Origin of the sequence: Novosphingobium arvoryzae, from assembly GCF_014652615.1 — a bacterium.
GTDB classification, from domain to species: domain Bacteria; phylum Pseudomonadota; class Alphaproteobacteria; order Sphingomonadales; family Sphingomonadaceae; genus Novosphingobium; species Novosphingobium arvoryzae.
The window spans coordinates 169709-187401 of the sequence record NZ_BMZD01000004.1 but is presented as its reverse complement, the minus strand read 5'-3'; the positions used below and the strand labels follow the sequence as shown (position 1 = coordinate 187401).

Below are 17693 nucleotides of genomic sequence, written 5' to 3'. Positions count from 1 at the left end.
GGCAAAGGAAAAGGGCTCCGGATCGCTCCGAAGCCCCTTCATTTTCAGCCGAGGCCGAAAGCTTAGTCGATCACGGCAACCATGTGCGGCAGCTTGGCAATCGCGCCGCGCACTTCGGCAGTGTCTTCCAACTCCACCACGCGGTTCATCTTGCCCAGGCCCAGGCCGATGAGGATCTTCTTCTGGCTTTCCGGCCGGCGGATCGGCGAACCGATCTGCTTGATCTTGATCTTCGCCATGAGACTTACTCCGTGATCGCGTCAGCGGCAGCTTCGGCTTCCGCTGCGGTGGCGCCGCCACGACCCAGAAGGTCAGCGACCTTCTTGCCACGGCGCTGGGCAACCGACTTCGGCGAAGTCTGGTCGGTCAGCGCGTCAAAGGTGGCGCGGATCATGTTGTAGGGGTTGCTGGTGCCGACCGACTTGGTCACCACGTCAGCGACGCCCAGACTTTCGAACACGGCGCGCATCGGACCACCGGCGATGATGCCGGTCCCGGCCGGAGCCGAACGGACGTTGACCTTACCGGCACCAAAGCGGCCCTTGCCGTCGTGATGCAGGGTCCGACCGTCCTTGAGCGGCACGCGAACCATCTTCTTCTTGGCAGAAGCGGTTGCCTTGGTGATGGCTTCCGGCACTTCGCGCGCCTTGCCATGACCGAAGCCAACGCGGCCCTTGCCGTCACCGACCACGACCAGAGCGGCGAACCCGAAGCGCTTACCGCCCTTCACGGTCTTGGAAACGCGGTTGATGTGCACGAGCTTTTCGATCAGCTCCTCGCCACCTTCCTCGTCACCGCCACGGCCACGACGGTCGTCACGGCGGCCACGGCCACCACGCTCACCGCCACGGTCATTGCCACCACGGCCGCGACCGCGACCACGGCCGCCTTCGCGTTCGCCACCCTCAGGGGCAGCGGCAGCCACATCGGCGACGACGCCTTCGGCTTCAATGTTGGTTTCGTCTGCCATCATCAGAACTCCAGCCCGCCTTCACGCGCAGCGTCAGCCAGCGCCTTAACGCGGCCATGGAACAGGAAGCCGCCGCGATCGAACACGACAGCGGTCACGCCCGCCTTCTTGGCGGCCTCGGCCAGGGCCGCGCCAACCTTGGCAGCGTCCTCGGTCGTGGCGCCGGGGCCCTTGCTGCCCTTGGTCAGGGTCGAAGCCGAAGCCAGCGTACGGCCAGCTGCGTCGTCGATGATCTGGGCATAGATGTGACGGCCCGAACGGTGCACCGAAAGCCGCGGACGGCCACCAGCGCGCGCCTTGAGCGCGGTGCGAACGCGCCGACGGCGGCGCTCGAAAAGAGACAGCTTGGCCATTACTTCTTCTTCCCTTCCTTGCGGAAGATGAACTCGCCGCGGTACTTGATGCCCTTGCCCTTGTAGGGCTCGGGCTTGCGCCACCGGCGGATCTCGGCCGCAACCTGGCCGACCTTCTGCTTGTCGATCCCGGAGATCTCGATCGTGGTGTTGTCCGGCGTCTTGATCTCGATGCCTTCCGGCACGACAAAATCGACGTCATGGCTGTAGCCGAGCAGCAGCTTCAGGTTCTTGCCCTGAGCGTTGGCACGGTAGCCGACACCGGTGATTTCCAGCACCTTGGTGTAGCCGGCGGTCACGCCGGTAACCAGGTTGTCAACCAGCGTACGCTGCATGCCCCAGAAGGCGCGAGCCTGCTTGGAGTCATTGGCCGGCTTCACCACGATGACATCGCCTTCGATGGTGTAGCTGATCTCGTCGCGCAGACCCAGCGTGAGGGTGCCCTTGGGACCCTTCACGGTCAGCACGCCGTCAGCGATCGCGGCGGTAACACCACCGGGGATCGCAACGGGCTTCTTACCGATGCGGCTCATCAGAACACCTCCGCCAGCACTTCGCCACCGACGTTGTGCGCGCGGGCTTCGGCATCCGAAAGCACGCCGCGCGGCGTCGAGACGATGGTGATGCCCAGGCCGTTGCGGACCACCGGGAGTTCCTTCGAACCCGAGTAGACGCGGCGACCAGGCTTGGAGACGCGGGCGACGTGCTTGATAGCCGGTTCGCCTTCGAAGTACTTCAGCTCGATGCGCAGCTGCGGATGGGCGCCGGTAGCGTCCTCCGAGAAACCGCGAATATAGCCTTCACGCTGCAACACTTCGAGCACGCTTGCGCGCAGCTTCGAGGCCGGCGACAGGACAGAGTCCTTCTTCGCACGCTGGCCGTTGCGGATACGGGTGAGCATATCACCCAGGGGATCGGTCAGTGCCATCGCTTGATCCTTACCAGCTCGACTTGGTGACGCCGGGGATCATGCCCTTGTTGGCAAGATCACGCAGCTCAACACGGCAAAGGCCGAACTTGCGATAGTAGCCGCGCGGGCGGCCGGTGGTGGCGCAGCGGTTGCGAACCCGGGTCGGGTTGCCGTTGCGCGGGACTTCCGCCAGCTTCAGGCGCGCGATCAGGCGTTCGGTATCGTCGAGCGACTTGTCGTCGGCGATCGCCTTCAGCTTCGCGTACTTGGCTGCGTACTTCTTGACGAGGGCCTTGCGGCGCTCGTTCTTGTTGATCGAACTCAGTTTCGCCATGGACTTAAGCTCTCTTCCTCAATCTCAGGCTCAGGCGGCCTGCGCTTCAGCGCTGGCATCCTGCGGGAACGGGAAACCGAACAGGCGCAGCAGTTCGCGCGCTTCGTCGTCGGTCTTCGCAGTGGTGGTGACGATGATGTCCATCCCGCGCACCTTCTCGATCTGGTCGTAGCTGATCTCCGGGAAGATGATCTGCTCCTTCAGACCCATCGCGTAGTTGCCGCGACCGTCAAACGACTTCGGGTTCAACCCACGGAAGTCGCGGATGCGGGGCATGGCAACGGTGATGAGGCGGTCGAGGAATTCGTACATGCGTTCACGGCGCAGGGTGACCTTGCAACCGATCGGCATGCCTTCACGCAGCTTGAACTGCGCGATCGACTTCTTCGCCTTGGTGATGACGGGCTTCTGGCCGGCAATCAGTTCCATCTCGGCGGCGGCGGTCTGGACCTTCTTCTTGTCCTGGCTGCCTTCGCCAACGCCCATGTTGATCGTGATCTTCTCGATCTTGGGCACTTCCATGTGGTTCTTGTAGCCGAACTTCTCGGTCATCGCCTTGGCGATCGAGTCGTCATACTTCTTGCGAAGCCGGGGCACGTACTTGTCAGCCATCGATCTTCTCCCCGGACTTCACGGCCACGCGGACCTTCTTGCCGTCCACGGTTTCAAACCGCACGCGGGTAGCCTTGCCGTCCTTGGGGTCGGCCAGGCTCACCTTCGAAATGTGCATCGGCGCCTCACGGCGATCGATGCCACCCTGCGGGTTCTGCTGGGTCGGCTTGCGATGACGGGCAGCGACGTTCACGCCCGAAACGACAACCTTTTCTTCCTGCGGCAGGACCTGCAGAACAGTGCCGGTGCGGCCCTTGTCCTTGCCCGAACGCACGACGACGTTGTCGCCCTTCTTGATCTTAGCGGCGGCCATTACAGCACCTCCGGAGCAAGGCTGATGATCTTCATGAAGCCCTTGCCGCGCAGTTCGCGGACCACAGGGCCGAAGATACGGGTGCCGATGGGCTCTTCGTTCTTGTTGATGAGCACGGCCGCATTGCTGTCAAAGCGAATGACGCTGCCGTCGGCACGACGGACGTCCTTGCGGGTACGCACGATCACCGCGCGGTGAACGTCGCCCTTCTTCACGCGGGTGCGCGGCTGGGCTTCCTTCACCGACACCACGATGATGTCGCCAACGCCGGCGGTGCGGCGCTTCGACCCGCCCAGTACCTTGATGCACTGGACGCGCTTGGCGCCGCTGTTGTCCGCGACGTCGAGCTGGGATTGCATCTGGATCATTGATCCGGTTCCTTCTCACTGGCTTGCCGGAACCAGTCCGGCAGTTCCAAATTGCTCGTCTGACTTAGACGTCGGCTTCAACGGCGGCAGTCTTGCCGGCGGTGACGCGCTCGATCACCTTCCAGGTCTTCAGCTTCGAGAGCGGGCGAGTTTCCTCGATCCGCACCGTTTCGCCAACCTTGAAGGCGTTGTCTTCGTCATGCGCGTGGTACTTCTTCGAGCGACGGATGATCTTCCCGTAAAGCGGGTGCTTCACCTTGCGCTCGACCTTGACCACGACGGTCTTGTCGGTCTTGTCGGAGACGACGGTCCCGATCAGGATACGCTTGGGCATCGTATTCTCCTTACGCCTTGGCCGACTGAGAACGCTCAGTCTGCAGCGTTTTGATGCGGGCGATGTCGCGGCGCACTTTCTTGATGCGCGCCGGGCGTTCCAGCTGGTTGGTCGCCGCCTGGAAGCGGAGGTTGAACGCCTCGCGCTTCAGTTCAGCGAGGTCCGCCGACAGCTGATCGTCGCTCTTGACGCGCAGGTCTTGAATCTTGCTGGCCATCATTCGGCTCCCAGGTGCGAGGTGTCGCCCAGACGGGCCACGACCTTGGTCTTGATCGGCAGCTTCATCGCTGCGCGGCTGAACGCTTCAGCGGCCAGCGGACCGGCGACGCCATCCAGTTCGAACAGGATGCGACCCGGCTTCACGCGGGCAGCCCAGTATTCGATCGAACCCTTGCCCTTACCCTGACGGACTTCGGCAGGCTTCTTCGAAACCGGCACGTCCGGGAAGACGCGGATCCAGAGACGACCCTGGCGCTTGATGTGACGGGTGATCGCGCGGCGAGCCGCTTCGATCTGACGGGCGGTGATCCGCTCCGGCTCCAGGGCCTTGAGGCCATAGGAACCGAAGTTCAGATCGGTGCCACCCTTGGCGTCGCCCTTGATCCGGCCCTTGAAGGCCTTGCGGAACTTGGTCTTTTTCGGTTGCAGCATGGTGCTTACTCTACCTTAAGCTCAGCGTGCCGGGCGGACGCCGGAGGTTTGAGCCTCCATCATCAGCCGGTCCTGCGCCATCGGATCGTGGCCAAGGATTTCACCCTTGAAGATCCAGCACTTGATGCCGATGATCCCATAGGCGGTCAGTGCTTCGGCTTCGGCGTAGTCGATGTTCGCGCGCAGAGTGTGCAGCGGCACACGGCCTTCGCGGTACCATTCGACGCGGGCGATTTCAGCACCACCCAGACGGCCACCGCACGTGATCTTGATGCCTTCGGCACCAAGGCGCAGGGCCGACTGCACGGCGCGCTTCATCGCCCGGCGGAACGCCACGCGGCGGATCAGCTGGTCGGCAATGCCCTGGGCAACGAGCTTGGCGTCGATTTCCGGCTTGCGGATTTCAACGATGTTCAGCTTGACGTCGCTGCTGGTCATCTTCGCGAGCTGCGAGCGCAGCTTTTCGATGTCCGCGCCCTTCTTGCCGATGATGACGCCCGGACGGGCGGCATAAATCGACACGCGGCAGAGCTTGGCCGGACGCTCGATCACCACCTTGGAAATTGCGGCCTGCGGCAGCGTTTCCATGATGAACTTGCGCATCTTGAGGTCTTCCTCAAGCATCGACGCATAGTTCTTGCCTTCGGCGTACCAGCGGCTGTCCCAGGTGCGGTTGATCTGGAGACGCAGACCGATCGGGTTGCTCTTGTGACCCATGGATCAGGCCTCCTCGACTTCGCGAACCACGATGCGCAGCCGGCTGAACGGCTTCAGGATGCGCGTGGACTTGCCACGGCCCCGCGTGTGGAAACGCTTCATGGTGATGGACTTGCCGACGCTGGCTTCAGCGACGACGAGGGCGTCAACATCCAGGTTGTGGTTGTTTTCCGCATTGGCGATCGCCGAAGCGAGCACCTTGCGGGCATCAACCGCCATCGCCTTCGTCGAGAAGGCGAGGATGTTCATGGCTTCTTCAGCCTTCTTGCCACGGATCAGAGCAGCAACCAGGTTGAGCTTCTGGGCCGAACCACGGATCGTGGTGCCGACCGACAGCGCTTCCTTGTCGCCCACGCGGCGGGGAGCTTTTGCCTTGCCCATTAGCGCTTACCCTTCTTGTCGGCAGCGTGGCCGGGGAACGTGCGCGTCGGCGCGAATTCACCAAGCTTGTGACCGACCATGTCTTCGTTGACCGAGACGGGGATGAACTTGTGGCCGTTGTAGACGTTGAACGTCAGACCGACGAACTGCGGCAGGATCGTCGAACGACGCGACCAGGTCTTCACCGGGCCAGCGCGGGTGCCAGCTTCCTGCGCGGCTTCCGCCTTCTTCAGCAGGTGCAGGTCGACGAAGGGGCCTTTCCAGACGGAACGTGCCATGGGGGCTTACCTCTTCTTCTTCGCGTGACGCGAACGGATAATCATCTTGTCCGTCTGCTTGTTATGACGGGTGCGGGCACCCTTGGTCGGCTTGCCCCACGGCGTAACCGGGTGACGGCCACCAGAGGTGCGGCCTTCACCACCACCGTGCGGGTGATCGACCGGGTTCTTCGCAACACCACGGGTCAGCGGGCGACGGCCCAGCCAGCGGTTGCGGCCAGCCTTTGCCAGGTTCTGGTTGGCGTTGTCGGGATTCGACACCGCACCAACCGTGCCCATGCAATCGCCGCGCAGGTAGCGCTGCTCGCCCGAGTTCAGGCGGGCAATGACCATGCCGCGGTCACGACCGACGACCTGGACATAGGTCCCGGCCGAACGAGCGATCTGACCGCCCTTGCCCGGCTTCATTTCCACGTTGTGGCAAATGGTGCCGACCGGCATCTGGCTGAGCAGCATCGCGTTGCCCGGCTTCACGTCGGTCTTTTCACCGGCAACGACCGTGTCACCGACCGCAAGACGCTGCGGCGCGATGATGTAGGCCTGTTCCCCATCGGTGTACTTGATCAGCGCGATGAACGCGGTGCGGTTGGGGTCATACTCCAGACGCTCCACGGTCGCGGGCATATCCCACTTGCGACGCTTGAAGTCGATGAAGCGATACTTCTGCTTGTGACCGCCAGCGATCCCGCGCGAAGTGACGTGGCCCTTGTTGTTGCGACCGCCGGTCTTGCGCTTGCCTTCGGCCAGCGCCTTGACGGGCTTGCCCTTCCACAGCGCCGAGCGGTCGACCAGGATCAGGCCACGACGGGCCGGGCTGGTCGGGTTATAGTTCTTGAGTGCCATGGTTCAGCCTCAGATCCCGCTGGTGACGTCGATCGACTGGCCTGCGGCCAGGGTCACGACAGCCTTCTTGACGTCCGAACGGCGATAGGGCTTGCCCTTCCACCGCTTGGTCTTGCCCTTCTGGGTCAGGGTGTTCACGGAGACCACCTTGACGTCGAACAGGGCTTCGACCGCAGCCTTGATCTGCGGCTTGGTGGCAGCTTCGGCCACCTTGAAGACCACGGCATTGTGCTCGCTGAGCAGCGTCGACTTTTCCGTGATGTGGGGAGCCACGATCACGTCATAGTGACGCGTGTCGATTGCGTCCTTAGCCATTGAAACGCGCCTCCAGCTTTTCGACCGCGGCGCGCGTCAGCACCAGCGTGTCATGCTTCAGGATGTCATAGACGTTGGCGCCGATGGCCGGCAGCACGTTCACGCCGACGATGTTCCGGGTGGCGCGGGCGAAGCCCTCGTTCACCTGCTCGCCGTCGATCACGAGCACCTTCTTGCCCCAGTTCGCCTTGGCGAGCTGACCGGCAACAGCCTTGGTCTTGGCATCGGCAACGTCGAGCGAGTCGACGACAACCAGACCACCCTTGGCCTTGGCCGAGAGCGCCATCTTCAGACCGAGTGCACGAACCTTCTTGTTCAGCGACACGTCGAATTCGCGACGGCGGGCACCATGCGCCTTACCACCACCGATGAACACCGGAGCGGCACGATCGCCGTGACGGGCCGTACCGCCACCCTTCTGGCGACCGAACTTCTTGCCGGTGCGGGCAACGTCCGAACGCTCACGGGTCGCACGGGCAATACCGCGGCGGTTTTCGAGCTGCCAGGTGACAACGCGGTGGAGGATGTCAGCGCGCGGTTCCAGACCGAACACGTCATCATTCAGTTCGACTTCGCCCTTGGCGGCCGAACCATCGAGGTTGAGGACCTTGACCTTCACGACTTAGCCCTCCTGGCCTTCGGTCGCTTCGACGGCCACCGCTTCGGCGGGGGTGTCGGCAGCAGCCGAATTGTTGCTGTTTGCAGCCTGCTTCAGGCCGGCGGGATAGGGCGCTTCGGCGTGGCGCGAGACCTTCACCGAGTCCTTGACGGTCAGCCAGCTGTTCTTCGAGCCGGGCACCGAGCCCTTCACGAAGATCAGGCCACGTTCGTCATCGACGCGCACGACTTCCAGGTTCTGCTGGGTGCGGTGACGGTCGCCCATGTGGCCAGCCATCTTCTTGTTCTTGAACACGCGACCCGGATCCTGGCGGTTACCGGTCGAACCGTGCGCACGGTGGGTGATGGACACGCCGTGGGTGGCGCGCATACCGCCGAAGCCCCAACGCTTCATCGCACCGGCAAAGCCCTTGCCCTGGGTGTGGCCGGAAATATCGACCAGCTGACCGGGGACAAAGTGCGACGCGGCGATCGTCGAACCGACTTCCAGCACCGCATCGTCGGCGACGCGGAATTCCACCACGCGAGCCTTGAGCGGAACTTCAGCCTTGGCAAAGTGTTCACGCTGCGGCTTCGCAACGTTCTTTTGCTTGGCCTGGCCTGCACCGAGCTGAAGCGCGACATAACCGTCGCGTTCTTCGGTGCGCACCGAAACCACCTGGCAATCTTCCAGCGCCAGAACGGTTACCGGCACGTGCCGACCGTCCTCCTGGAAAAGGCGGGTCATCCCCACCTTCTTGGCGATCACGCCAGTGCGCATGATCCATTCTCCTAAACAGAGGCCTGCCCGGGCCCATCCCGAACAGGCGTGTCCAACCCAATTTGTGATGCGAGCCCCGTCCGGGCTGGGTGCTCCCTGATCGATGCAAATGCATCCAACGGAAGCGAGACGGGGGACGCATTCCCGGCCATTTGGCCGGAGGTATCCCTATGTCCGGGCGGGTCTCCCCGCCGAGCCGGCCGAAGCCGGAAGGATTTTTGGGCCACCCCCTGGGGAGTGACCCGAAACTCGTAATCGAGAGCGGCTTAGGCCAGCTTGATCTCGACGTTCACGCCAGCAGCCAGGTCGAGCTTCATCAGCGCATCGACGGTGGTGGCGTTCGGCTGCACGATGTCGAGCAGACGCTTGTAGGTGCGAACTTCGAACTGCTCACGCGACTTCTTGTCGATGTGCGGGCCGCGGTTCACGGTGAACTTCTCGATCTTGGTCGGCAGCGGAATGGGCCCACGGATGAGCGCGCCAGTGCGGCGAGCGGTTTCCGCGATTTCGCCAGTTGCCTGATCCAGCACGCGATGATCGAATGCCTTGAGGCGAATGCGGATATTCTGAGCTTCCATGTCCAACTACCGATGAGAAAGAGCCAAAAACAAACCAGACCGACCCGCCCTCTCCCGCTTTCGTGAAAGAGCGAGGCAGCCTGCAAAACCGGACCGCAGAGGGAACGAATCCCCCTGCGGTGCGCGGCTTATATTACTTCGTGATCTTGCTGACAACCCCCGAACCGACGGTGCGGCCGCCTTCACGGATTGCGAAGCGCAGACCTTCGTCCATCGCGATCGGAGCGATCAGCTTGACCGACAGGGCAACGTTGTCGCCCGGCATCACCATTTCGGTGCCTTCCGGCAGAATGACTTCGCCGGTGACGTCGGTGGTGCGGAAGTAGAACTGCGGACGGTAGTTGGCGAAGAACGGCGTGTGACGGCCACCTTCGTCCTTCGACAGCACGTACACTTCGGCGGCGAATTCGGTGTGCGGGGTCACGGTGCCCGGCTTCGCCAGAACCTGACCACGCTCAACGTCGTCGCGCTTCAGACCACGAACCAGAGCGCCGATGTTGTCGCCGGCTTCACCCTGGTCGAGCAGCTTGCGGAACATTTCAACGCCGGTGACGGTGGTCTTCTGCGTGTCGCGCAGACCAACGACTTCGACTTCTTCACCGACCTTGATGATGCCGGTTTCGACGCGGCCGGTCACCACGGTACCGCGGCCCGAGATCGAGAACACGTCTTCGACGGGCATCAGGAACGGCTTGTCGGTCGGACGCGGGGGCTGCGGGATGTAGCTGTCAACGGCAGCCATCAGAGCCTTGATCGAGTCCTTGCCGATGTTGTCGTCGCGGCCTTCGAGAGCGGCCAGAGCCGAACCCTTGACGATCGGAATATCGTCACCCGGGAAGTCGTACGAGCTCAGCAGTTCGCGAACTTCCAGTTCGACCAGCTCAAGGATTTCCTCGTCGTCGACCTGGTCAACCTTGTTCATGTACACGACCAGAGCCGGCACGCCGACCTGACGGGCCAGCAGGATGTGTTCGCGGGTCTGCGGCATCGGGCCGTCAGCAGCGTTCACCACCAGGATCGCGCCGTCCATCTGCGCGGCACCGGTGATCATGTTTTTCACATAGTCAGCGTGGCCCGGGCAGTCGACGTGGGCGTAGTGGCGGTTTTCGGTTTCGTATTCGACGTGAGCGGTCGAAATGGTGATGCCGCGTTCGCGCTCTTCCGGAGCCTTGTCGATGTTGGCATAGTCCGTGAAGGTGGCGCCACCGGTTTCAGCGAGCACCTTGGTGATCGCGGCCGTCAGCGTGGTCTTGCCATGGTCAACGTGACCGATGGTGCCGATGTTGCAGTGCGGCTTAGTCCGCTCGAATTTTGCCTTCGCCATTGTCTCAAACCTTCTTTCGCTTGATATCGAATCTGCGGGTAAAGACGGCGCCCGCTGAATCAGGCGCCGCCCCTAGTATCATCTTGCCGCTTAGGCAAGCTTCTCCTTCACTTCGGCCGCGACGTTCGCCGGGACCTCGTCATAGTGGGAGAAAATCATCGAGTAGTTGGCCCGGCCCTGGGTGAACGAGCGCAGCTGGTTCACGTAGCCGAACATGTTGGCCAGCGGCACCATGGCCTCGACCACCTGCGCGTTGCCGCGGCTGTCGGTGCCCTGGATCTGGCCGCGACGGCTGTTCATGTCGCCGATGACATCACCCAGATATTCTTCCGGGGTGACGACTTCGACCTTCATGATCGGCTCGAGCAGCTTGATGCCAGCCTTCTGGGCAACTTCGCGCATCGCACCGCGACCGGCGATTTCGAACGCCAGGGCGGACGAGTCGACGTCGTGGTAAGCACCGTCGTACAGCAGCACTTCGAAGTCGATGATCGGGAAGCCGATGAGCGAGCCGGTTTCGGCCGTTTCACGGAAGCCCTTTTCAATGGCGGGGATGTATTCCTTCGGAATGTTGCCGCCCTTGATTTCGTCCTTGAAGACGAAGCCCGAACCGCGCTCACCCGGCGTGACCTTGACCTTCACGCGGCCGAACTGACCGGTACCACCTGACTGCTTCTTGTGGGTGTAGTCGATGTCCACCGGCTTCGCGAGGTATTCGCGATACGCCACCTGCGGCGCACCGACGTTCGCTTCGACCTTGAACTCGCGACGCATGCGGTCGACGATGATGTCGAGGTGCAGTTCGCCCATGCCCTTGATGATCGTCTGGCCCGATTCATGGTCGGTCGACACGCGGAACGAGGGATCCTCGGCCGACAGGCGATGCAGCGCGACGCCCATCTTTTCCTGGTCCGCCTTGGTCTTGGGTTCCACCGACAGTTCGATCACCGGCTCGGGGAATTCCATGCGTTCCAGCACGATCGGGAAACGCTCGGCGCACAGCGTGTCGCCGGTGGTGGTTTCCTTCATGCCGGCCAGAGCAACGATGTCGCCCGCGTAGGCTTCTTCGATGTCCTTGCGCTCGTTGGCGTGCATTTCGAGAATGCGGCCGACCTTTTCCTTCTTGCCCTTCACCGAGTTCAGGTAGCTGCCCTTCGACAGCGTGCCCGAATAGATGCGGCAGAAGGTGAGCGAGCCGACGAACGGGTCGTTCATGACCTTGAACGCCAGGGCGCTGAACGGAGCGTCATCCGACGGCGGACGGCTGTCCGGCTCGTCGCTGTCAACCTTGACGCCCTTGACGTCTTCGATGTCCAGCGGCGACGGCATGAAGTCGACCACGGCGTCGAGCAGGGTCTGCACGCCCTTGTTCTTGAACGAGGAGCCGCACAGCACCGGCACGAAGGCCTGTGCCAGCGTACCCTTGCGGATCAGGCGCTTCAGTTCGGCCGCGTCAGGAATGGTGCCTTCGAGATAGGCTTCCATCGCCTCGTCGTCCTGTTCGACGGCGAGTTCGACCAGCTTTTCGCGGTATTCGGCAGCCTTGTCGGCCAGGTCGGCCGGGATTTCGACGTATTCGAATTCCGCGCCGAGGCTTTCATCCTTCCAGATGATGCCGCGTTCGTTGATCAGGTCGACCAGGCCGACGAAGTCGCCTTCCGCGCCGATCGGCAGATAGAGCACGGCCGGGACGGCGCCGAGGCGATCGATGATCGTCTGGACGCAGTAGTAGAAGTTCGCGCCGGTGCGGTCGAGCTTGTTGATGTAGCACATCCGCGGCACGCCGTACTTGTCCGCCTGGCGCCAGACGGTTTCGGACTGGGGCTCAACCCCGGCCACGCCGTCGAAAGCGGCCACGGCACCGTCGAGCACGCGCAGCGAGCGTTCGACTTCGATGGTGAAGTCGACGTGGCCGGGGGTGTCGATGATGTTCAGGCGATGATCGTTCCAGAAGCAGGTCGTCGCGGCCGACGTGATCGTGATGCCGCGTTCCTGTTCCTGTTCCATCCAGTCCATGGTGGCGGCGCCTTCGTGGACTTCGCCGATCTTGTAGGACTTGCCGGTGTAATAAAGGATGCGCTCGGTCGTCGTGGTCTTGCCAGCGTCGATGTGCGCCATAATACCGAAATTCCGGTATTTATCAAGGGTATGGCCGCGTGCCATGATGTCTTCCTTAGGGAACTGGGTGGAGCCGCGCTGCGGCCCCTGCCCATTGGGTTAGGATTGTGACAGCCGCGTGACTTACCAGCGGTAGTGGCTGAACGCGCGGTTCGCGTCGGCCATGCGGTGGGTGTCTTCGCGCTTCTTGACCGCGTTGCCACGGTTGTTGGCGGCGTCCAGCAGCTCGGCCGAGAGGCGCGCGGCCATCGTGGTTTCGCTGCGGTTGCGCGCGGCGGTGATCAGCCAGCGGATGGCCAGCGCCTGGGCGCGTTCCGGACGGACTTCGACCGGCACCTGGTAGGTCGCACCACCGACGCGGCGGCTGCGGACTTCGATCTGCGGCTTCACGTTGGCAAGCGCATCGTGGAACAGCGCGATCGGATCCGACTTGGCGCGCGTTTCCATCGTTTCCAGCGCACCGTAAACGATCGATTCGGCAACCGACTTCTTACCATCGAGCATGAGGTTGTTCATGAACTTCGACAGGATCTGATCACCGAACTTGGGATCAGGCAGGATTTCCCGCTTCTCGGGACGACGACGACGTGACATCGTATGAATTCCTTATTTGCGCGGGCGGCGCATTGCTGCGCGGCCCCTTACACACCAGCGAGGGGTAGCCCGCTTACTTCGGACGCTTGGCGCCGTACTTCGAGCGGCTCTGCTTGCGGTCCTTGACGCCCTGGGTATCCAGCACGCCGCGCAGCACGTGATAGCGCACGCCGGGAAGGTCGCGCACGCGGCCGCCGCGGATCAGCACCACCGAGTGCTCCTGCAGGTTGTGGCCTTCACCCGGGATGTACGAAATGACTTCGCGCGAGTTGGTCAGGCGGATCTTGGCGACCTTGCGCAGTGCCGAGTTCGGCTTCTTCGGGGTCGTGGTGTAGACGCGGGTGCAAACGCCGCGCTTCTGCGGGTTCTGCTCCATCGCAGGGACCTTGGACTTGGTCTTCTGCGGCACGCGGCCCTTGCGGACCAGCTGGTTGATAGTGGGCATGAAGTACTCTTCACCTTGGTTTGTGGCCGAAGCGGCCAGGTGAAGGAATGCGGTTCCCGCGAAATGCGCGCATACGGCCGGATCATCCCCGCCGCCACACATCACACGAGCCGAAAACGCTCCACCCGGACAAATGGCCGGGTTACTTTGACGGCTTACCTGGCCAGACCAGACGCACCGCCAATGTTCAGCTCAACCAGACGCAAGGCCAAAGCCCGCCTCCGGAAGCGGCGGCCCTTAGGGTGAATCCAACGGCAGGTCAAGCGGCGAACGATACCGCTTCGCTGGTGCCGCCGGGGGATCGCAGGTCGGACCGGATCGCCTCATCAAGGGCAGGCGGACAAACTGCCCTGTCCCGACGGCCTGAACAGCCATAGCCGCATCGCCGCAAGATCAGGAGCGGAATTCGCGCCGCAGCCCAGACAAAACCATTTTCCTACACCCACCGGCCTGTGTCAGGGTCTGCCACCATCCAGCGGGGAAAAACCAACAGCCCTGATGGAGGTTGATCCCTTGAGCCATTCCGACAGCCTTGACGATCCCGGCGAACCGGGCGCGATGCTCTGTGCCTCGGCCCGCCCGTGGAAACGCACCAGCCGCACCGCTTTTGCCGACTTGCCGCCAGAGCCGGACGATCCGCTGCTCGGCTTTGCGCCCTATCTGCACAAGCAGCCGCGCCGCAATTCGATCACGCCCGACCGGCAGCGCGAATTCATCGCGGCGCTGGCGGCGACGGGGATCGTGACGCAGGCGGCGCGGCGGATCGGGGCTTCGCTGGAGGCGCTCTATCGCCTGCGCCACCAGCCGGGGGCGGAAGGCTTTGCCGCCGCATGGGAGCTGGCCATCGACCGGGGCATCGCCCGGCTGGAGGATTGCGCGCTGGAACGCGCGATCGCGGGCGAGGAGCGCCCCATCGTGCGCGGGGGCGAAGTGGTGGGCACCTGGCGGCGCTATGACACGGCGCTGCTGCTGTTCCTGCTGCGCCAGCGCCGGGGTCAGCGCTGGGCAGCGAATGGCACGCACTATGCCGCGCTGCGGCCCGGCCACCCCGTCTATGAACGGCTGCGCGGCGAATGGGAGGCGCAGGATGCCGCCGATGCGCAGGCCGTCTATGACAGCATCGACGCGATGATCGACCAGATGCGGCTGAACTCCATCGCCAACGCGGCCTTGCTGGCGGAGGATGCGCTGGAAGAGGAGGAGGACGACGAGGAGCTGGAGGGGAACGGGGGCCCTACAGGCTGAACGCGGGCCGCTGCGCCAGCCGGGCGCGCCAGGCGGCAATGTGGGGGCGGCCCTCCAGCGGGTCGATCCGCAGCACGCGGGCGAAATCGATCGCCACGGCGGCGGTGATGTCGGCCACGCTGAACCCGCTGGCGGCAACGTAGTCACGGGACGCCAGGTGGGCATCGAAGCGGTCCAGGAAATCCAGCAGCCGCGCCCGCCCGCGCTCGGCCAGTTCCGGGATCTGGGCATAGTTGACCGGGCCGGGCAGCGCGCGGTCCTTCATCGCGGGGGCCGTGTTGCGCATCGCCTCGGCAATGGCCATGAAGCATTCGGCTTCGATTCTGGCGTTCCAGCTGGCAATTTCCGCCTTGTCGAGCGGGGTCGTGCCCAGCAGCGGCGGCTGGGGCTTCACCGCTTCGGCCCAGGCCAGGATCGCGGCGTTGTCGGTCAGCGCGGGCACGCCCTCCTCCACCACCAGCGCCGGCACCGTGCAGGCCGGATTGATCGCGCGAAAGCCCTCGCCCAGCTGCTCGCCCGCGGCCAGATCGACGATCACGGTGTCATGGGCGATGCCCTTTTCCGCCAGCACGATCCGGGCGCGGCGCGGGCTGGGGGCGCGAAGGTAGTCAAACAGAATCGGCATCGGCTTCTCCCTTTGCGTCGCAGACTAGCAGTATTGCCGCGCGATACGAGCGCGGCGCGGTTGCCGCTACGGCACGCACGCCTTGTTCATTGACGGTTATGTTATGTTGTAACATAACTATGACGTCGCCCCGGTGCGACTCGACAAGCAATGGCCCGCCGGGGCGCCGTTACCAGAACGGAGGGTGCCACCATGGCTTATGTCGATACCCACACTTCCAACCACCGCGTTGCCACACTGACCACGGTCGCGCTGATCCACGTCGCGGCGGGGTTTGCGCTGGTCAATGGCCTCGCCGCGACCTTCATCCCGCAGGCGCGCGAGATCTTGCGCACCTTCGATATCGATCCGCCCAAGCCCAAGCCGGTACCAACCCCGACCGAGCCACCCGCCGCGCAGGCCCCCCGCCCCGCGCCCAACCGGCCTGCGCCGACCCCGGCCGATCCCTTTGCCTTCAAACCCACCGGCCCCGCGCCAACTTTCCCGACCGGCCCGGTGGGCGACGCGGGCGGCGGCGGTGTGGGCGAGGCGCTGTTCCCGACGCCTGCGCCCACCCCTGCCCCCGGCGTGGCCCCGCGCGCCGCGCGGCCCAAGGGCAATCCGGGGCTGTGGGTATCGACCAGCGACTACCCCAGCGCCGGGATACGGGGCGAACTGGAAGGGCTGGTCAAGGTGCGTCTGACCATCACCGCGGACGGCAAGCCCAGCGACTGCACGATCACGGCCTCCAGCGGGCATGACGTGCTGGACGGGGCAACCTGCGCCAAGCTGCTGCGCCGCGCGCGGTTCGAACCGGCCAGCGACCACACCGGCGCGAAAGTGGCCGGAACGTGGAACACGGCGGTGCGCTGGGACATCCCGGACTGAGCCTGAACTGCGGGATAGGCGCGGGCGCGCCTGCGTCTATCCCAGCGGCATCACGCGGGTCAGGAATTCGATCACTGCGCTGTTGAATTCGTCGTTCTTGTCGCCCGCGACCATGTGGCCCGCGCCGCTGATGTCGGCGATTTCCAGCGCCGGGATGCGGCGCTTCAGGTCTTCCACGCCGTCATCGGTGACGATGTCGGACTTCATGCCGCGCACCAGCAGGGTCGGCACGCGGTCGGTCCAGTCGGCGGCGTCCATCAGGTTGAGCAAGTAGTGCGGATCGCGCCGGAAATCCTCCATCATGCGCGGGTCCCAGTGCCAGTGCAGGCGGCCATCGGCGCCTTCACGCAGGTTCTTCCTCAGGCCCGACACGTCCTTGGGCCGGGGCCGTTCGGGGTAGTAGGCGGCGACGGCATCGGCGGCTTCGTTGAGGTCCGCAAAGCCTTGCGGATTGGCCGACATGAACGCCTTGATCCGGCCTACGCCCTCCTGGCTCATCTTGGGCACGATATCGACCAGCACGATTGCCGCCGGTTCCAGCCCGTGCGAGGCCGCAACCAGCGAGGTCACGCCGCCCAGCGAGGCCCCCACCAGCGCGACCGGGCGCGAGCCCACGGCGGCGACCTGTTCAAGATCCTTCGCGCGCAGATCGATGCTGTAATCGCCGTCGGGCGACCAGTCGCTTTCGCCATGTCCGCGCAGGTCATAGTTGATCGCGAAATAGCCCGCCTGCGCCAGTTGCAACTCGGCCTTGTCCCAACTGTGGCGGGTCTGCCCGCCGCCGTGGCCCAGGATCACCGTGGGTGCGCCGCGCGGACCGGCGATGTCGGCGGCAATGGTCAGGCCATCCCCCACCGGGATGCGGATCGTTTCTGGTTTCATGTTGCAACCGGAAATGCCCCCACCGCGCGGCCCGGTCAATCACCGATTTAGCCGCGCGGTTAAATTGGGCCGATGCGGTTCACTCGACCAGTTCGAAGTCCTGCTTTTCCGTGCCGCAATCGGGGCAGTACCAGTCGTCGTCGATATCCTCGAACCGCGTGCCGGGGGCAATGCCTTCGTCCGGCCAGCCCGCCGCCTCGTCATAAATGAAACCGCAGTTGCGGCAGCGCCATTGGCGAAAGCCCTCGGCCATGACGT

The 17693-nt window shown here is 63.8% G+C and carries 29 protein-coding genes; 2 read left to right on the top strand and 27 right to left on the bottom strand.

Features of this window, described 5'->3' with window-relative positions; translation table 11 throughout:
• Window positions 1–62: 62 nt before the first annotated feature.
• From rpmD to rpsL, 24 genes are all read right to left on the bottom strand, one after another.
• Window positions 63–239, bottom strand: a complete 177-nt coding sequence (gene rpmD, locus IE113_RS10270; RefSeq protein WP_189541092.1) for a 50S ribosomal protein L30 — start codon at window positions 237–239, stop codon at window positions 63–65.
• Window positions 240–244: 5 nt separating this feature from the next.
• Complete coding sequence (rpsE, locus tag IE113_RS10265; RefSeq protein ID WP_189541090.1) at window positions 245–970, bottom strand: 30S ribosomal protein S5; 726 nt, start codon at window positions 968–970, stop codon at window positions 245–247.
• 2 nt (window positions 971–972) lie between these two features.
• Complete coding sequence (gene rplR / locus IE113_RS10260; RefSeq protein ID WP_189541088.1) at window positions 973–1323, bottom strand: 50S ribosomal protein L18; 351 nt, start codon at window positions 1321–1323, stop codon at window positions 973–975.
• Window positions 1323–1856, bottom strand: coding sequence for a 50S ribosomal protein L6 (gene rplF / locus IE113_RS10255; RefSeq protein ID WP_189541086.1), 534 nt, complete (start codon window positions 1854–1856; stop codon window positions 1323–1325). The genes rplR and rplF overlap by 1 nt, the downstream gene beginning before the upstream one ends.
• On the bottom strand, window positions 1856–2251 hold the full coding sequence (rpsH, locus tag IE113_RS10250) for a 30S ribosomal protein S8 (protein ID WP_189541083.1): 396 nt from the start codon (window positions 2249–2251) through the stop codon (window positions 1856–1858). The genes rplF and rpsH overlap by 1 nt, the downstream gene beginning before the upstream one ends.
• A 10-nt stretch (window positions 2252–2261) precedes the next feature.
• Window positions 2262–2567 (bottom strand): 30S ribosomal protein S14, encoded by a 306-nt coding sequence (gene rpsN, locus IE113_RS10245; RefSeq protein WP_189541081.1) that lies wholly within the window; start codon window positions 2565–2567, stop codon window positions 2262–2264.
• Between the two features lie 30 nt (window positions 2568–2597).
• Window positions 2598–3179 (bottom strand): 50S ribosomal protein L5, encoded by a 582-nt coding sequence (rplE, locus tag IE113_RS10240; protein WP_189541079.1) that lies wholly within the window; start codon window positions 3177–3179, stop codon window positions 2598–2600.
• Window positions 3172–3492, bottom strand: coding sequence for a 50S ribosomal protein L24 (gene rplX / locus IE113_RS10235; protein WP_189541077.1), 321 nt, complete (start codon window positions 3490–3492; stop codon window positions 3172–3174). Before rplX ends, rplE begins: the two co-directional genes overlap by 8 nt.
• The gene (rplN, locus tag IE113_RS10230) at window positions 3492–3860 is read right to left on the bottom strand and encodes a 50S ribosomal protein L14 (protein ID WP_189541075.1); all 369 of its coding nucleotides are present in this window, start codon (window positions 3858–3860) and stop codon (window positions 3492–3494) included. The genes rplX and rplN overlap by 1 nt, the downstream gene beginning before the upstream one ends.
• Before the next feature lie 64 nt (window positions 3861–3924).
• Window positions 3925–4194, bottom strand: coding sequence for a 30S ribosomal protein S17 (rpsQ, locus tag IE113_RS10225; protein ID WP_189541073.1), 270 nt, complete (start codon window positions 4192–4194; stop codon window positions 3925–3927).
• Window positions 4195–4204: 10 nt separating this feature from the next.
• The gene (rpmC, locus tag IE113_RS10220) at window positions 4205–4411 is read right to left on the bottom strand and encodes a 50S ribosomal protein L29 (protein ID WP_189541072.1); all 207 of its coding nucleotides are present in this window, start codon (window positions 4409–4411) and stop codon (window positions 4205–4207) included.
• Window positions 4411–4845, bottom strand: coding sequence for a 50S ribosomal protein L16 (gene rplP, locus IE113_RS10215; RefSeq protein ID WP_189541070.1), 435 nt, complete (start codon window positions 4843–4845; stop codon window positions 4411–4413). Before rplP ends, rpmC begins: the two co-directional genes overlap by 1 nt.
• A gap of 21 nt (window positions 4846–4866) precedes the next feature.
• Window positions 4867–5562: a 30S ribosomal protein S3 gene (rpsC, locus tag IE113_RS10210; protein ID WP_189541068.1), complete on the bottom strand. Its 696-nt coding sequence runs from the start codon at window positions 5560–5562 to the stop codon at window positions 4867–4869.
• A gap of 3 nt (window positions 5563–5565) precedes the next feature.
• The gene (gene rplV, locus IE113_RS10205) at window positions 5566–5943 is read right to left on the bottom strand and encodes a 50S ribosomal protein L22 (protein ID WP_189541066.1); all 378 of its coding nucleotides are present in this window, start codon (window positions 5941–5943) and stop codon (window positions 5566–5568) included.
• On the bottom strand, window positions 5943–6221 hold the full coding sequence (rpsS, locus tag IE113_RS10200) for a 30S ribosomal protein S19 (RefSeq protein ID WP_189541064.1): 279 nt from the start codon (window positions 6219–6221) through the stop codon (window positions 5943–5945). The genes rplV and rpsS overlap by 1 nt, the downstream gene beginning before the upstream one ends.
• A 6-nt stretch (window positions 6222–6227) precedes the next feature.
• Window positions 6228–7064 carry a 50S ribosomal protein L2 gene (rplB, locus tag IE113_RS10195; protein WP_189541062.1) on the bottom strand — a complete coding sequence of 279 codons (837 nt, stop codon included), beginning with the start codon at window positions 7062–7064 and terminating at the stop codon, window positions 6228–6230.
• Window positions 7065–7073: 9 nt separating this feature from the next.
• Window positions 7074–7379: a 50S ribosomal protein L23 gene (locus IE113_RS10190; protein ID WP_189541060.1), complete on the bottom strand. Its 306-nt coding sequence runs from the start codon at window positions 7377–7379 to the stop codon at window positions 7074–7076.
• The gene (gene rplD / locus IE113_RS10185; RefSeq protein ID WP_189541058.1) at window positions 7372–7998 is read right to left on the bottom strand and encodes a 50S ribosomal protein L4; all 627 of its coding nucleotides are present in this window, start codon (window positions 7996–7998) and stop codon (window positions 7372–7374) included. The genes IE113_RS10190 and rplD overlap by 8 nt, the downstream gene beginning before the upstream one ends.
• A 3-nt stretch (window positions 7999–8001) precedes the next feature.
• Window positions 8002–8757, bottom strand: coding sequence for a 50S ribosomal protein L3 (gene rplC / locus IE113_RS10180; RefSeq protein WP_189541056.1), 756 nt, complete (start codon window positions 8755–8757; stop codon window positions 8002–8004).
• Window positions 8758–9023: 266 nt separating this feature from the next.
• The gene (gene rpsJ / locus IE113_RS10175; protein ID WP_189541054.1) at window positions 9024–9335 is read right to left on the bottom strand and encodes a 30S ribosomal protein S10; all 312 of its coding nucleotides are present in this window, start codon (window positions 9333–9335) and stop codon (window positions 9024–9026) included.
• Window positions 9336–9468: 133 nt separating this feature from the next.
• On the bottom strand, window positions 9469–10659 hold the full coding sequence (gene tuf, locus IE113_RS10170) for an elongation factor Tu (protein WP_189541051.1): 1191 nt from the start codon (window positions 10657–10659) through the stop codon (window positions 9469–9471).
• Window positions 10660–10749: 90 nt separating this feature from the next.
• Window positions 10750–12822 carry an elongation factor G gene (gene fusA, locus IE113_RS10165; RefSeq protein ID WP_189541049.1) on the bottom strand — a complete coding sequence of 691 codons (2073 nt, stop codon included), beginning with the start codon at window positions 12820–12822 and terminating at the stop codon, window positions 10750–10752.
• Between the two features lie 78 nt (window positions 12823–12900).
• Window positions 12901–13371, bottom strand: coding sequence for a 30S ribosomal protein S7 (gene rpsG / locus IE113_RS10160; RefSeq protein WP_189541047.1), 471 nt, complete (start codon window positions 13369–13371; stop codon window positions 12901–12903).
• 73 nt (window positions 13372–13444) lie between these two features.
• On the bottom strand, window positions 13445–13816 hold the full coding sequence (gene rpsL / locus IE113_RS10155; RefSeq protein WP_008067262.1) for a 30S ribosomal protein S12: 372 nt from the start codon (window positions 13814–13816) through the stop codon (window positions 13445–13447).
• A gap of 498 nt (window positions 13817–14314) precedes the next feature.
• Between rpsL and IE113_RS10150 the strand changes: the two genes are divergently transcribed.
• Window positions 14315–15061 carry a hypothetical protein gene (locus IE113_RS10150; RefSeq protein ID WP_189541045.1) on the top strand — a complete coding sequence of 249 codons (747 nt, stop codon included), beginning with the start codon at window positions 14315–14317 and terminating at the stop codon, window positions 15059–15061.
• On the opposite strand, the gene IE113_RS10145 is transcribed toward IE113_RS10150, so the two are convergent.
• Window positions 15051–15686: a glutathione S-transferase family protein gene (locus IE113_RS10145; protein WP_189541043.1), complete on the bottom strand. Its 636-nt coding sequence runs from the start codon at window positions 15684–15686 to the stop codon at window positions 15051–15053. The genes IE113_RS10150 and IE113_RS10145 overlap by 11 nt on opposite strands.
• Before the next feature lie 192 nt (window positions 15687–15878).
• On the opposite strand from IE113_RS10145, the gene IE113_RS10140 reads away from it, so the two are divergent.
• The gene (locus tag IE113_RS10140) at window positions 15879–16553 is read left to right on the top strand and encodes an energy transducer TonB (RefSeq protein ID WP_189541041.1); all 675 of its coding nucleotides are present in this window, start codon (window positions 15879–15881) and stop codon (window positions 16551–16553) included.
• A 36-nt stretch (window positions 16554–16589) separates the two neighbouring features.
• Here IE113_RS10140 and IE113_RS10135 read toward each other — a convergent pair whose 3' ends face one another.
• Complete coding sequence (locus IE113_RS10135) at window positions 16590–17435, bottom strand: alpha/beta fold hydrolase (RefSeq protein WP_189541039.1); 846 nt, start codon at window positions 17433–17435, stop codon at window positions 16590–16592.
• 79 nt (window positions 17436–17514) lie between these two features.
• Window positions 17515–17688, bottom strand: a complete 174-nt coding sequence (locus IE113_RS10130) for a rubredoxin (RefSeq protein WP_189541037.1) — start codon at window positions 17686–17688, stop codon at window positions 17515–17517.
• Between the last annotated feature and the right edge of the window lie 5 nt (window positions 17689–17693).